We start from the raw sequence: 13,024 nt of genomic DNA, 5'->3' as shown, positions 1-13,024 counted from the left end.
GGTGGTGGGTCAGGCGTGGGGGAGGCGGTACGTGCCGTCCTCGAGCGCCTCGGCCAGGCCGTCCGCGACCAGGCCGTCCAGAGCGCGCTCGCGTTGCACCGCGTCGTCCCACACCACGTCGAGTGCCTCCTTGGGGACCGGCCCGTGGGCGTCGCGCAACACCGCCAGCAGCCGGCCGCGGCACTGGCGGTCGGTGCCGGCGTACGTCTGCCCCTTGCGCGCAGGACCGGCGTGCGGCGGCTTGCCGGCCAGGCGCCACGCGCACGCGTGCGCGATCGGGCAGTCCGCGCAGCGCGGCGCCCTGGCCGTGCAGACCAGCGCGCCCAGCTCCATCACCGCAACGCCCCAGCGGGCCGCACCCAACTCGGGCAGCAGGCTCTCCGCCAGCCGCCGCTCGGCCGCGGAGGTGGCCGTAGGGGGGTACTCCTCGGCGCGTACCGCCCTGGCGAAGACGCGGCGGACGTTCGTGTCCAGGACGGCGTGCCGGCCGCCGTAGGCGAAGCTGGCGACGGCGGCGGCGGTGTACTCGCCGATGCCGGGCAGGGACAGCAGGGTCGCGTGGTCGGCCGGCACCTCGCCGCCGTGCTCGTCGGTGATGGCCCTGGCGCACGCGTGCAGGCGCAGCGCCCGGCGCGGGTAGCCGAGCCGGCCCCAGTGGCGTACGGCCTCGCCCGGCTGCTCGGCGGCCAGATCCTTGGGCGTGGGCCAGCGGGTCATCCAGTCGTGCCACACGGGCAGCACGCGTACGACCGGGGTCTGCTGGAGCATGATCTCGCTGACCAGCACGCCCCAGGGTGTCGCGTCGGCGGCCCGCCACGGAAGGTCCCTGGCGTTGTCCTCGTACCAATTGAGCACAGGCCCGTGCAACATTTTCGGATCAGCCACGCGGTCAAGGGTATGACTCCGTGAATGATTTCGGCGTGTCGTCACCCTAGGTGGCCGTCCGATTACCATCCTGTGCGTATGGATCCCGACACGATGCGTGGGGACGGCGGTGACGTCTACTGGCGGCGGCGCATGAGCGTGCTGGTGGCGGTGCTCGTCGTGGTGGCCGTGGTGGCGTGGGCGTGTTCCAGCGGGGGCAGCGGACCGGAGCGCACGTCGAGCGCCCAGTCATCACCGAGCGCGACGCCCGCCGCCGATCCGCTGCTGGCGGGCCTTCGTACGCTCGCCATGGGCACGGCCAGCCCATCCCCCACCCCCAGCCCGGCCAGGACGACCGCTGCCGCGAAGCCCAGGCGCCCCGGTGAGCCTTGCACCGAACAGGACCTCGTGCTCAGCCTCCAGGGCGGCAAGGACCAGGTCTACGCCGGGGACGCCCGGCCTGCCTTCATCGTCACGCTGGTGAACACGGGCCCCGTGATGTGCAAGGCCGACGTGGGGCCGCGGACCATGGAGATCCGCATCACCTCGGGCGCGGACCGCATCTGGTCCACCGCCGACTGCGTCAGCGGTGTCGGGACGGACGTCCAGGACCTGCAACGGGGAATCCCGTACGTGCAGACGTTGAGCTGGGACCGCCGCCGCTCCAGCACCGACTGCCGCTCGACCCCCCCGTCCGCCCTGCCCGGGACGTACGTGGCCACGGCCCGCATGGGCGGGCTCCGCAGCACCAAGGGCGTCTTCCACCTGCGCTGACGTCAGGCGGCCGCCGGCGCTCCTGGAGGCCTACACGTAGCGTTCGAGGATGGAGGACTCGGCGAGGCGGGAGAGTCCCTCGCGGACGCTGCGGGCACGGGACTCGCCGACGCCGCCCACCGCCTGCAGGTCGTCGATGCTGGCCGCCAGCAGCTTCTGCAGGCTGCCGAAGTGGTTGACCAGGCGGTCCACCACCGAGGCCGGCAGGCGGGGCACCTTGGCGAGGAGGCGGAAGCCGCGAGGGCTGACCGGGCTGTCCAGCTTGTCGGTGCCGTTGTGGCCGAGGACGTGCGCGACGGCCGAGAGGTCCAGGAGCTCGCTGCCCGACACGGTGTCGAGGTCGTGCATGGCGTCCACCAGGCGCTTCTGGCGGCGCGTCGAGGGGGCGGGGAGGTAGTCGCGGATGACCAGCTCGCGCTCGGAGTCCACGCCCGCCACCAGCTCGTCGAGCTGCAGCGAGAGCAGGCGGCCGTCCGTGCCCAGCTCCACCACGTAGCCCTTGATCTCGTCGGAGATGCGGCGGACCATTTCGAGACGCTGCACGACGGCGGCGACGTCCCTGACGGTGACCAGGTCCTCGATCTCCAGGGCCGACAGGGTGCCGGAGACCTCGTCCAGCCGGTGCTTGTAGCGCTCTAGGGTGGCCAGGGCCTGGTTGGCCTTGGAGAGGATGACCGCGGACTCCTCCAGCACGTAGCGGATGCCGTCGAGGTAGAGCGCGATGATCCGCATCGACTTGCTGATCGCGATGATGGGCAGGCCGGTCTGCCGGGCGACGCGCTGAGCGGTGCGGTGGCGGGTGCCGGACTCGTCGGTGGGGATGGAGGGGTCGGGCACGAGGTGCACGGCGGCGCGTACGATCTTGTGGTCGTTGCTCAGCACGATCGCGCCGTCCATCTTGGCCAGCTCGCGCAGCCGGGTGGCGGAGAATTCGACGTCGAGCGCGAAGCCGCCGCTGCAGACGGACTCGACGTCCCTGTTGTAGCCGAGCACGATCAACCCGCCGGTCTGCCCGCGCAGGATCCGCTCGAGGCCGTCGCGCAACGGTGTGCCCGGGGCCACAGCGGCCAGGGCTTCGCGACGGCGTTCGTCCAGACTCCTATCCACCTGACCCCCGTGTCGATCGGTCACGCTCAGCTTAGCCGCGCTTAAGTGACGTGTGTGAGTGCGTCCCAGACGTTCTCCGCCTGGACGACCTCGAACCCCGGCGCGAACGCCACAGGTCCCACGGGCACCAGAGCACGCTGCCCGTTACGCCGGCGAGTGCCGTCCTCCAGGGATCCGGCGGGCACGAGCGCGCGTTTGAAGCCCAGCCGGGCGGCCTCGGTCAACCTCCTCCGTACGTCCTTGACCGGGCGCAGCTCGCCGGCCAGCCCCACTTCGCCCAAGGCGACCAGCCCCGGAGGCAGCGGCTTGTCGCCGGCGGCGCTGGCCACCGCGAGCATGACCGACAGATCCACGGCCGGGTCGGCCAGCTTGATGCCGCCCACGGTCGCGGTGAACACGTCGCAGCCGCCGAGCCGGGCGTTGAGCCGGCGCTCCAGGACCGCCAGGATCATCTGCACGCGGTAGGTGTCGAGGCCGGACGAGGTGCGCCGGGGCTGCTGTGCCTCGGTGCGGGCGACCAGGGCCTGGACCTCGGCGGGCAGCGGGCGGGTGCCCTCGACCGTGACCGTCACGCAGGTGCCGGGCACGGGCTCGCTGCGCCGGGAGACGAACAGGCCGCTCGGGTCGGTGATGCCTTCGATGCCGCGCTCGTGCAGGTCGAAGCAGCCGACCTCGTCGGTGGGGCCGAACCGGTTTTTGATCGCGCGCACCATGCGGAGTCTGGAGTGGCGGTCGCCCTCGAAGTTGAGCACGACGTCGACCAGGTGCTCGAGCGTGCGGGGGCCGGCGATCGAGCCTTCCTTGGTGACGTGGCCGACGAGCACCGTGGCCATGTTGCGCTCCTTGGCCAGGCGTACGAGATTGGCGGCCACCTCGCGCACCTGCGTCACCCCGCCGGGCACGCCGGTGACCTGCGCGGAGCCGACCGTCTGCACCGAGTCGACGACGAGGAGCGTGGGCTGGACCTTGTCCACGTGCGTGACCAGGGCCGACAGCTCGGTCTCCGCGGCGAGGTAGAGGTTGGGCTCGATGGCGGCGATGCGGTCGGCCCGCAGCCGCACCTGGGCGGCCGACTCCTCGCCCGTCACGTAGAGCACGGTCTCGCGCTGGGCGATGCGGGCGGCGGCCTGCAGCAGGAGCGTGGACTTGCCGATGCCGGGCTCGCCCGCCAGCAGCACGACCGCGCCGGCCACCAGCCCGCCGCCGAGCACCCGGTCAAGCTCGCCCACGCCGGTCGTGCGCGCGGCCGCGACCTCGGCCTTGACCTGGCCGATCGGGACGGCGGGCGCGCTGGTGGCGCCGCCTTGGACGACGGTGACGCCGGTCCGGGCGCCCTCCTCGTCGACCGTGCCCCACGCCTGGCACTCGCCGCACCGCCCCACCCATTTGGTGGTACGCCAACCGCATTCGGCGCAGCGGTATCCGGGCTTCTGGGCTGACTTGACCATGCCGAGCAGGGTAGCGGCATAGGCCGACAATCTTGGCTAGACGAGGCCCAGGTCGGACTCCAGGAGGCGCTTGGGCTTGGCGCCGACCACACGCTTCACCGGTTCGCCGTTCTCGAAAAGGATCAGCGTGGGGATGCCCATCACGCCGTACTTGGCCATGATCTCCGGGTTCTCGTCGGTGTTGAGCTTGCCGATCGTCAGGCCGCGCTCGGCCTCGATCTGCTCGAGCACGGGTGCCACCATCCGGCAGGGCCCGCACCACTCGGCCCAGAAGTCCACCAGCACCGGCTGGTCGCTCTTGAGCACCTGCTCCTCGAAGTTCTCCGTGGTCAACGTGATCATTCTCTATCCCCTGACAAAGCAACCTGGGCACGATTGGGCGAGTTGGGCGGCCACCTCGGCGCGGCGGGTGAGCAGGAGGCGGATCTCCTCGTCGATCTCGGCCAGCTTGCGCTGGTAGACCTCGACGGACTCGGCGCACGAGCCGCCCGTGCTGTGACCGCTGCGCATACAGTCCACGAACGGCCGGGTGTCCTCCAGAGTGAAGCCGACGGCGAGCAGCGCCCGGATCTCGGTGACCAGCTTGACGTCGTCCTCGGTGTACTGCCGGTAGCCGTTGGATCCGCGCCGGGCCCTGAGCAGCCCGTGCTGTTCGTAGTACCGGAGCGAGCGGGTGCTCACTCCAGTGCGTTCCGCCAGCTCTCCGATGCGCATACCCCCAAAGGTAAACGTTGACACTGACGTCAAGGTCAAGCCCCGGGGGAGGCTCAGTAGTAGCGCCAGCGCAACACGTTCGGATAGGGCAGTTCCAGGCCGGATGTCTCGGCGATGGCCCGCTCGGCCACCTCGGGCGCGAACTCGATGCGCAGCACCGCCTCCAGGTCCGCCCGCCGCTCGAAGGCCATGCGCAGATCCAGCGGCTGACGCTGCCACCCGTGGCGGTCCCAGAACGCCTCGACCTCGCGCGCCGAGTACGCCGGCACCGTACGCGAGAACCACCGCCCGAACGACCCCCGCGTCGCGTCCAGGTCGACGACGAAGGCCGCACCGCCGCGGCGGACCACCCTGGACAGCTCCCGCAGTCCCGGCTCGCAGCCGGGGCCGAAGAAGTAAGCCCAGCGCGCCATCGCCACGTCCACGCTCGCGTCCGGCAGTGGCAGGTCCTGCGCCGCGGCGGCGTGCACGGCCACGTTGGCCAGCGCTGCGCAGCGGCGGCGGGCCAGCATGGCCAGGTCGCCGTGCGGCTCCACGCCGATCACGCTCGCGGCGGACACGGCCAGCACGGGCAGGTGGTAGCCGGTGCCGCAGCCGATGTCGAGCACAGTGGCGTCGTCCCAGGGGCGAAGGGCGCGCATCGCCGCGTCGGCCGCGCCCTCGGGATCGACGGCGCGGTTCTCCAACTCGTAGACCTGGGGTGCGTTCCAGATGTTCGGGCTCGGGATGGCGCCTTTGGCTATCCGTGGCATGACCCAAAGGTAGAGGCACGGCGCCCTGTGGTGAGCCGCTGGACGCGGCTCACCACAGGGGGCTAGCGCGCCAGATCCGGTTCTCCGGCTTAGGCTGGCAGCGTGGCTGATGTCATACGCGTGCCCAATGCGAAGATCGCATTGTCCACTGCTTCGGTATATCCGGAACGCACTCCCGACGCGTTCGAGCTGGCCGCCCGCCTGGGCTACGACGGCGTGGAGATCATGGTCGGCGCCGACCCGGTGAGTCAGGACATCGATGTGATCGAGCGGCTCTCCGAGCACTATCAAGTTCCTGTCCTGGCCATTCACGCGCCCTGCCTGCTGGTCACCCAGCGGGTGTGGGGGCGTGACCCCTGGGCCAAGCTGGTCAAGGCACAGAAGGCGGCCGAGCGCCTGGGTGCGTCGACGGTCGTGGTGCACCCGCCGTTTCGCTGGCAGCGCGACTACGCGCGCGACTTCGAGGCGGGGCTGGCCAGGATGCGCGACGAGACGGACGTCACGTTCGCGGTCGAGAACATGTTCCCGCTGCGGGCCAGGGGCAACGACGTCGTGCCCTACTCGCCGAGCTGGGACCCGGTCGACTTCGACTTCCCCCAGGTCACCCTGGACCTGTCGCACACCGCCGTGTCCGGCTCGGACGCCATGGAGATGGCCGCCAAGCTCGGCGACCGGCTCGCCCACCTGCACCTGGCCGACGGCATCGGGGTGACGAACAAGGACGAGCACCTCGTGCCGGGCAGGGGCAACCAGCCGTGCGCCCAGATGCTGGAGCGCCTGGCCAACACCGGCTACTCCGGCCTGGTCGTGCTCGAGATCAACACGCGTAGGGCGGCCAGCCGTACCGAGCGGATCGACGACCTGGCGGAGGCGCTGGCGTTCGCGCGGCTGCACCTGGCGGCTTCCACATGAACATCGGGCCGATGAGGGATCTTGGCAGGGTGTTCGATCGTGTGGCGGACGCCTACGACGCGGGCAGGCCCAGCTATCCGGACGAGATGTATCGCGCGGTGAGCGAGCTGACCGGCGTCGACCTCGACGGCGCCACGACGGTGGACGTGGGGGCGGGCACGGGCATTCTGACGCGGGCGCTCAGGGCGCGGGGCTCCCACGTCATCGCGATCGATCCGGGCGCGGAGATGCTGGCCAGGCTCATGTCCAGGTCGCAGAACGGCACGCCGGCGGTGGTGGCGGTGCAGGGCGACGGCAATGCGTTGCCGCTGACGGACGGGGTGGCCGACCTGGTGGCGTACGGCCAGTCGTGGCACTGGCTGGACCCGGTGGTCTCGATCGCGGAGGCCAGGCGGGTGCTGCGGCCGCGGGGCGCGATCGTGGGCTGCTGGAACCTCCATCACGCGGCCCAGGCCGACTGGCTGGCAGCCTACGAAGCCCGCCTGGCCGAGGAGGTCCCCGCCTACTGGGGGCCGGCGGTCGAGCAGTGGTCGGTGCCGCCCATCGCCTCGGCGTTCGAGGTGGTCGAGGAGCGCTGGATCCCGTGGACGCGGCTGGTCGGCATCGAGGACTTCCTGCTCGGCCTGCGCTCGCACTCGTACATGGCGGCGCTGTCGGCGGAGGCGGCCGACGCGCTGGTCGAGCGGCAGCGGGCGGCGCTGCGCGAGGATTTCCCCGAGGGAGTGCTGTCGGTGCCGATGCGGGTCTACCTGGCGGTGGGCCGGTGAGGCGACCGAGCCCGCCGAACGGAGTGAGGCCATGAACAGGCGAGGGAGTGCCGTCGTCTGGAGGAGCGGCGGGAGCGTAGCGACCAGAGCGGGGGAAGACGGCGGCGTCGGGCGACCGAGCCCGCCGAACGGAGTGAGGCAATGAACACCGTAAAGAGGCGTCCTGGGCGTCGGCCGGGGTCGGTCGACACACGTGGTGAGATCCTGGCGGCGGCCAGGAGGGTGTTCGCCGAGAAGGGGTTCGACAAGGCCACGGTGCGCGGCATCGCCAGGGAGGCCAAGGTCGATCCCGCCCTCGTGCACCACTATTTCGAGACCAAGGAGGGCATGTTCGCGGCGGCCATGCAGCTGCCGGTCAGCCCCGAGACGGTCATCCCGCTGCTGCTGGAGGGCCCGCGCGAGGAGATCGGCGAGCGGCTCGTACGCCTGCTCCTCCGCGTCACCGCCTCCCCGGAGACACGTGAGCCGATGGTGGCGCTGATCCGCTCGGCCATGACCAACGAGCAGGCGGCGGCGATGATGCGGGAGTTCATCACCAACGCCCTGCTCTACCAGGTGGCCGACCGGCTCGGGGTGCCGCACCTGCGCATCGAGGCCGCGTTCGGCCAGATGTTCGGCGTGATACTGGGCCGCTACGTGCTCAAACTTGAGCCGCTGGCGAGCGCCGATCCCGAAGAGCTGGTGGAGTTGCTGGCGCCCACCATCCAGAGGTACTTCGCTGGCTAGAGGATTGTTCTAAACACGGCGATGACCTTAGGGTATGTAGCGTACCCACAAGATGTTACCCACGGGTAGGATCCGGGTAGCGGTCCGTGGAACGGGTGACCGTACGCTGGCAGCCAACGTCGTCTGTGGGAGGAACCCGTGCTCTGGGTAGCCATCATCGGACTCGTCATGACCGTCCTGGCGGTGGCCGTCGCCGGCCGCAGGGCGTTGTTCCTCTTCAAGCTGGCGACCGTGGGCCCGCCCGCGCCCGAGCGGATCGAGTACGCCAAGACGCACGCGGCCGACGAGGCCAAGGCGCAGCTGGTTGAGGTGTTCGGGCAGAAGAAGCTGCTCAAGTGGACGCCGTCGGGCGTCGCGCACTTCTTCGTCATGTGGGCGTTCTTCATCCTGCTGACCGTCTACATCGAGGCTTACGGCTCGATCATCCAGGGCGCGATCACCGGCCGGCCGAACTTCCACATCCCGCTCATCGGGACGTGGGGCGTGCTGGGCTTCCTGCAGGACTTCATCGCGGTGGCCTGCCTGGCCGGCCTGGCGGTCTTCGCGGGCATCCGGATCAAGAACGAGCCCAAGAAGCTCGGCCGCAGCTCGCGCTTCTCCGGGTCCCATCTCGGCGGCGCGTGGCTCGTGCTGTTCATGATCTTCAACATCATCTGGACGCTCTTCCTGGCCCGGGGCGCGGCGGCGGCCAACGGGAACCTCCCGTACTCGTCGGGCGCGTTCGTCTCCCTGGCGCTCGGCGACGCGCTGCCGCAGAGCGCGTTGCTCGAGGAGATCGCGCTGCTCCTGCACATCGGCTTCATGCTGGTGTTCCTGGTGATCGTGGTGAACTCCAAGCACCTGCACATCTTCACCGCGCCGCTGAACGTGCTGTTCTCACGCCGTCCCGACGGCCTGGGCGGCGCGGTGGAGATGCGGGTGGACGGCAAGCCGGTGGACTTCGAGGACGAGGACCTCGACCCGGAGCGGCTGGGCCGCGGCAAGATCGGCGACACCACGTGGAAGGGTTTCCTGGACTTCTACTCCTGTACGGAGTGCGGCCGCTGCCAGTCGCAGTGCCCGGCGTGGAACACCGACAAGCCGCTCTCGCCGAAGATGCTCATCCTCGACCAGCGTGACCACGCCTTCAAGGTGGCTCCATACCTGATGGCCGCGAGCACCGAGCACGCCGACAAGGACGTGCTGGCGCTGCTGGAGAAGCCGCTGGTCGGCGAGGAAGGCGTGATCCACCCGGACGTGTTGTGGTCGTGCACCAACTGCGGCGCGTGCGTCGAGCAGTGCCCGGTGGACATCGAGCACATCGACCACATCCTCGACATGCGCCGCTACCAGGTGATGGTCGAGTCGTCGTTCCCGTCCGAGGCGGGGGTGATGGTCAAGAACCTGGAGAACAAGGGCAACCCGTGGGGTATGTCCGAGATGAAGCGGGCCGACTGGATCGAGGAGCTCGATTTCGAGGTCGAGGTCGTCGACGAGAAGATGCCCGAGGACGCCGAATACCTGTTCTGGGTGGGCTGCGCGGGCGCGCTCGAAGACCGGGCCAAGAAGACCACCAAGGCCGTGGCTGAGCTGCTGCACATCGCTGGCGTGAAGTTCGCGGTGCTCGGGCCGATGGAGGCGTGCACCGGCGACCCGGCCCGCCGCCTGGGCATGGAGTACCTGTTCAACATGCTCGCCCAGCAGAACATCGAGACGCTGAACGAGGCCGGCGTCAAGAAGATCGTGGCCACCTGCCCGCACTGCTTCAACACCCTGGCGAACGAGTACCCGCAGCTCGGCGGCACCTACGAGGTCGTGCACCACACGCAGCTGCTGTCGAAGCTCGTGGACGAGGGTCTGCTCACCCCGATCACGCCGATCGAGGAGAAGATCACCTACCACGACCCGTGCTTCCTCGGCCGCCACAACAAGGTGTACTCCCAGCCTCGCGACATCATGTCCAAGGTGCCCGGCGTCACGACGCAGGAGATGCACCGGCACAAGGACCGCGGCTTCTGCTGCGGCGCCGGCGGCGCGCGCATGTGGATGGAGGAGCGCATCGGCAAGCGCATCAACACCGAGCGCGTGGACGAGGCGCTGACCACGAACCCGGACACCGTCTCCACTGCCTGCCCGTTCTGCATGGTGATGCTCGGTGACGCGATCAACGAGAAGAAGAACAACGGCGAGGCCAAGGAATCGCTGGAAGTCGTGGACGTCGCCCAGCTCTTGATCAAATCGGTCAAGGGCGCTTCCTGACCGTGAAATGTCGGACTCCTCCACACGTGCGGTGGAGGAGTTTCGCATGTCAGCGGGTGTGGTTACAGGAAATCAACCATCCACATAACGGGAAAATCACGGTAACCTCAACGTCGCATGGCTCTATTCGACGGGGAGGGGGCTCGTGATGGGCGTCGTCGTCACCGACGCCGAGGTCACCCTGGCTGACGTGCTCTCTCTGCGACTGGCCATCGACGAACCACTACAAGACGGCACAGATCTCGTCCTCAGGAACCGCACCACGGGGGTGGAGCGTGACGTGCGGCTCGGCAGGCCGGGCACGCGGTCGCGTGAGGCCACACTGGCGGTCTCGCTGGCGCCGCTGGATCTCAGTGCCGGGCGCTGGGACGCGTACCTGCGGGGGGCGGACGGCAGGCGCAGCAGGCTGCGCAGCGTCGATCCCGGCTTCTCGCTCGACCACCTGGACGCGTACGCGCTGTGCAAGCGCACCCTGGCCTACCGCTCCTACCGCACCCGCAACGGCTTCCTGGCGCTGAAGATCTCCGACGCGGAGCCTGCCGCCGAGGTGCGCGCGATCTGGTTCAGGGAGGGCCGCTTCGAGGTGATGGGCCTGCTGGCCTACACCGGGCTCGAGGACGACGACTCCCGCCACGAGGCCACGCTGACCCTGGACCGCAGGCAGACCAGCGCGCGGGTGTCGGCGACGGCCTTCGTCCAGGGCGTACGCTTCCACGCCGCCTTCTCCCTCGTGGACGTGGTCGCCGCCGATCCCGACTCCGGCACCTGGGAGCCCGCGCTGCAGGTCGAAGGCGTGCCCACGCCGCTGAGGCTGGGCGCCTGGCTCGACGACGTGGACGGCAAGCGCCGCCGGCTGCACTATCCCTCGGCCAAGGTGGACGGCGTGCCGATCAGGCCCTGCTACACCGCAGACGACGAGCTCCGCATCGAGGTGGGCGGATGAAGGTCAGCCTGGTCCTCCCCTCCGCGTACAGCATGCGCGGTGACGTGCGGGCCACGCTCAACCTCGCCTCCGCCCTGGCGCGGCGGCACGAGGTCGAGGTGATCAGCGTACGGCGGCAGAAGGAGAAGCCGTTCTTCCCCGTCGGCTCCAACGTGACCATGCGCAGCGTGGTCGACGTCCGGCCGGGGGTCAGGCACCTGCTGCCGCGCGGGCAGGTGCGTACCGAGGTGGCGTTGTGGCGGGTGTTGCGCGGGCTCAAGTGCGACGTGCTGATCACCACCCGGCCGGCGCTCGGCGTCCAGGCCGCCAGGCACGCGCCCCGCGAGGTGCTGCGCATCGCCAGGGAGTGGGCGCGACCGGCTGTGCCCGCGCCCGTGAAACGCCTCTATCCGCGCCTGAACGCCGTCGTGACGGCCACGGAGTCGGCCCAGGAGGAGTGGACCAGGCTCCTGGAGGGCGGGCCCGCCGTGCACTCCGTACAGGACGCGCTGCCGGCCGGTCCGTGGGCGCGCTCGCGCATGGACAACAGGATCGTGGCCGCCGGCGGCCGTTGGGTGCCGGCGAAGGCGTACGACCGGCTGATCAAGGCGTTCGCCATCGTGGCCGACAAGCGGCCCGACTGGCGGCTGCGGTTGTACGGCGGCGGCCCGGAGGAGCGGCGGCTGCGTACGCTGGTGCGCGAGCTGGACCTGCACAATCACGTCTACTTCATGGGCACCACGCCGGACCTCGCGGGCGAGTTCGCCAAGGCGTCGATCGTGGCCAACACCTCACGCGGTGAGGATCAGTCCATGACGGTGCTCGAGGCCATGGGGTGCGGCGTGCCGGTGGTGGCGTTCGAGGGGGCCAGGGGGCCGACGGAGTTCGTGGCCACGGGCTACAACGGGGTGCTGGTGCCCGAGCCCGACATGCCCGAGTCCGGCACCATGTCCGAGGCCGATCTGCAACTGTTCGCCGCGGCGCTGCTCGCGCTGATCGACGACGAGCGCAGGCGGCGCTCGCTCGCGGCAGGGGCGCTGGACACCGCGCTGCGCCACTCGGCCGACGAAGTGGCCGAGCAGTGGGAGAAGCTGATCACGGAACTCCGCTGACCCATACCGGTTCCGGGTACCGTAGAAGCATGCATGGGTATAGCGGAGACAAGCAGGCATATCTGACGCGGCTCAGGCGAATCGAGGGTCAGATAAGGGGCCTGCAGCGAATGGTCGATGACGACGCGTACTGCATCGACGTCCTCACCCAGGTCTCTGCGGCCACGCGGGCGCTGCAGGCGGTGGCGCTGGGACTGCTCGAGGAGCACATCTCGCACTGCGTGGCTGACGCGATCAACAGTGGCGGTCCCGAGGCCGACGCGAAGGTGAAGGAGGCCTCCGCGGCGATCGCGCGCCTCGTCCGTTCCTGAGTCTCCGCCGGATGCGAGGATGCCTCATTAATGCGGAGGAGACCGATCGGTGCAAGTGACTAGTTATGCGAAACCCCGGGAACTAGGTCCCCGGGGCTAGTAATCGAGATGGTCCTTCAGCGGCTCGCCGAAGTCCGCAATCCGAGCGCGTCGTCGAGTTCGTCCAAGGTCAACCGCCGCTCGCTGACAGCCACGGCCGTGAGCACCTCGGCGTAGAGCGCAATCTCGTCCAACGCGACACGGTCGTGGACCCGAGAGTCCAGGTCGTCGTGCCCCACCGCGTCGTCCTTTCCTTCCGCAGCCCACACCCTCTACGAGGTTACGGCGCGGGCCCCTTCCGGCGACATGGCCCATCGGAGTCATTCCTTTCCGCGCGG

Annotated in this window: 15 protein-coding genes; 8 read left to right on the top strand and 7 right to left on the bottom strand. The window is 69.7% G+C overall.

The genetic code is table 11. The features are described from left to right. Window positions 1-9 precede the first annotated feature (9 nt). Window positions 10-870, bottom strand: a complete 861-nt coding sequence (locus ETD86_RS33435; protein WP_138670646.1) for an HhH-GPD family protein — start codon at window positions 868-870, stop codon at window positions 10-12. Window positions 871-963: 93 nt separating this feature from the next. Here ETD86_RS33435 and ETD86_RS33430 point away from each other — a divergent pair, with 93 nt between their 5' ends. Beyond that, on the top strand, window positions 964-1,638 hold the full coding sequence (locus ETD86_RS33430) for a hypothetical protein (protein WP_138670644.1): 675 nt from the start codon (window positions 964-966) through the stop codon (window positions 1,636-1,638). Between the two features lie 30 nt (window positions 1,639-1,668). Here the strand turns inward: ETD86_RS33430 and disA are convergent, their stop codons facing one another. The 5 genes from disA to ETD86_RS33405 are packed head-to-tail and all read right to left on the bottom strand — an operon-like array spanning window position 1,669 to window position 5,659. After that, on the bottom strand, window positions 1,669-2,745 hold the full coding sequence (disA, locus tag ETD86_RS33425; protein WP_138670643.1) for a DNA integrity scanning diadenylate cyclase DisA: 1,077 nt from the start codon (window positions 2,743-2,745) through the stop codon (window positions 1,669-1,671). A gap of 41 nt (window positions 2,746-2,786) precedes the next feature. After that, on the bottom strand, window positions 2,787-4,193 hold the full coding sequence (radA, locus tag ETD86_RS33420; RefSeq protein ID WP_138670642.1) for a DNA repair protein RadA: 1,407 nt from the start codon (window positions 4,191-4,193) through the stop codon (window positions 2,787-2,789). Between the two features lie 36 nt (window positions 4,194-4,229). Then, complete coding sequence (gene trxA / locus ETD86_RS33415) at window positions 4,230-4,535, bottom strand: thioredoxin (RefSeq protein ID WP_138670641.1); 306 nt, start codon at window positions 4,533-4,535, stop codon at window positions 4,230-4,232. A 3-nt stretch (window positions 4,536-4,538) separates the two neighbouring features. Further along, window positions 4,539-4,907 (bottom strand): MerR family transcriptional regulator, encoded by a 369-nt coding sequence (locus ETD86_RS33410; RefSeq protein WP_138670640.1) that lies wholly within the window; start codon window positions 4,905-4,907, stop codon window positions 4,539-4,541. A gap of 53 nt (window positions 4,908-4,960) precedes the next feature. Continuing rightward, window positions 4,961-5,659: a class I SAM-dependent methyltransferase gene (locus ETD86_RS33405; protein ID WP_138670639.1), complete on the bottom strand. Its 699-nt coding sequence runs from the start codon at window positions 5,657-5,659 to the stop codon at window positions 4,961-4,963. A 102-nt stretch (window positions 5,660-5,761) separates the two neighbouring features. Between ETD86_RS33405 and ETD86_RS33400 the strand changes: the two genes are divergently transcribed. The 7 genes from ETD86_RS33400 (at window position 5,762) to ETD86_RS33370 (ending at window position 12,647) form a co-directional block, all read left to right on the top strand. Next, entirely contained in the window at window positions 5,762-6,571 is an 810-nt protein-coding gene (locus ETD86_RS33400; RefSeq protein ID WP_138670638.1) for a sugar phosphate isomerase/epimerase family protein, read from the top strand. A gap of 11 nt (window positions 6,572-6,582) precedes the next feature. Then, entirely contained in the window at window positions 6,583-7,338 is a 756-nt protein-coding gene (locus tag ETD86_RS33395) for a class I SAM-dependent methyltransferase (protein WP_138670637.1), read from the top strand. A gap of 141 nt (window positions 7,339-7,479) precedes the next feature. Continuing rightward, on the top strand, window positions 7,480-8,064 hold the full coding sequence (locus tag ETD86_RS33390) for a TetR/AcrR family transcriptional regulator (RefSeq protein WP_138670636.1): 585 nt from the start codon (window positions 7,480-7,482) through the stop codon (window positions 8,062-8,064). Window positions 8,065-8,202: 138 nt separating this feature from the next. Further along, window positions 8,203-10,302, top strand: coding sequence for a (Fe-S)-binding protein (locus ETD86_RS33385; protein WP_138670635.1), 2,100 nt, complete (start codon window positions 8,203-8,205; stop codon window positions 10,300-10,302). A gap of 148 nt (window positions 10,303-10,450) precedes the next feature. Continuing rightward, on the top strand, window positions 10,451-11,245 hold the full coding sequence (locus ETD86_RS33380) for a hypothetical protein (RefSeq protein WP_138670645.1): 795 nt from the start codon (window positions 10,451-10,453) through the stop codon (window positions 11,243-11,245). Then, entirely contained in the window at window positions 11,242-12,336 is a 1,095-nt protein-coding gene (locus ETD86_RS33375) for a glycosyltransferase (protein ID WP_138670634.1), read from the top strand. The genes ETD86_RS33380 and ETD86_RS33375 overlap by 4 nt, the downstream gene beginning before the upstream one ends. 29 nt (window positions 12,337-12,365) lie before the next feature. Further along, on the top strand, window positions 12,366-12,647 hold the full coding sequence (locus tag ETD86_RS33370) for a metal-sensitive transcriptional regulator (RefSeq protein ID WP_138670633.1): 282 nt from the start codon (window positions 12,366-12,368) through the stop codon (window positions 12,645-12,647). 116 nt (window positions 12,648-12,763) lie between these two features. Here the strand turns inward: ETD86_RS33370 and ETD86_RS55630 are convergent, their stop codons facing one another. Then, window positions 12,764-12,955: a hypothetical protein gene (locus tag ETD86_RS55630; protein ID WP_211370473.1), complete on the bottom strand. Its 192-nt coding sequence runs from the start codon at window positions 12,953-12,955 to the stop codon at window positions 12,764-12,766. Between the last annotated feature and the right edge of the window lie 69 nt (window positions 12,956-13,024).

This window comes from Nonomuraea turkmeniaca (assembly GCF_005889735.1).
GTDB lineage: Bacteria > Actinomycetota > Actinomycetes > Streptosporangiales > Streptosporangiaceae > Nonomuraea > Nonomuraea turkmeniaca.
The sequence above is the reverse complement of the archived record's forward strand: the minus strand, read 5'-3'. Positions and strand labels throughout refer to the sequence as shown.

Excerpts from the sequence above, each read along its gene's own strand:
- ETD86_RS33435 (WP_138670646.1), bottom strand. The coding sequence starts at position 870 with ATGTTGCACGGGCCTGTGCTCAATTGGTACGAGGACAACGCCAGGGAC.
- ETD86_RS33430 (WP_138670644.1), top strand. The coding sequence starts at position 964 with ATGGATCCCGACACGATGCGTGGGGACGGCGGTGACGTCTACTGGCGG.
- radA (WP_138670642.1), bottom strand. The coding sequence starts at position 4,193 with ATGGTCAAGTCAGCCCAGAAGCCCGGATACCGCTGCGCCGAATGCGGT.
- trxA (WP_138670641.1), bottom strand. The coding sequence starts at position 4,535 with ATGATCACGTTGACCACGGAGAACTTCGAGGAGCAGGTGCTCAAGAGC.
- ETD86_RS33410 (WP_138670640.1), bottom strand. The coding sequence starts at position 4,907 with ATGCGCATCGGAGAGCTGGCGGAACGCACTGGAGTGAGCACCCGCTCG.
- ETD86_RS33405 (WP_138670639.1), bottom strand. The coding sequence starts at position 5,659 with ATGCCACGGATAGCCAAAGGCGCCATCCCGAGCCCGAACATCTGGAAC.
- ETD86_RS33395 (WP_138670637.1), top strand. The coding sequence starts at position 6,583 with ATGAGGGATCTTGGCAGGGTGTTCGATCGTGTGGCGGACGCCTACGAC.
- ETD86_RS33390 (WP_138670636.1), top strand. The coding sequence starts at position 7,480 with ATGAACACCGTAAAGAGGCGTCCTGGGCGTCGGCCGGGGTCGGTCGAC.
- ETD86_RS33380 (WP_138670645.1), top strand. The coding sequence starts at position 10,451 with ATGGGCGTCGTCGTCACCGACGCCGAGGTCACCCTGGCTGACGTGCTC.
- ETD86_RS33375 (WP_138670634.1), top strand. The coding sequence starts at position 11,242 with ATGAAGGTCAGCCTGGTCCTCCCCTCCGCGTACAGCATGCGCGGTGAC.
- ETD86_RS33370 (WP_138670633.1), top strand. The coding sequence starts at position 12,366 with ATGCATGGGTATAGCGGAGACAAGCAGGCATATCTGACGCGGCTCAGG.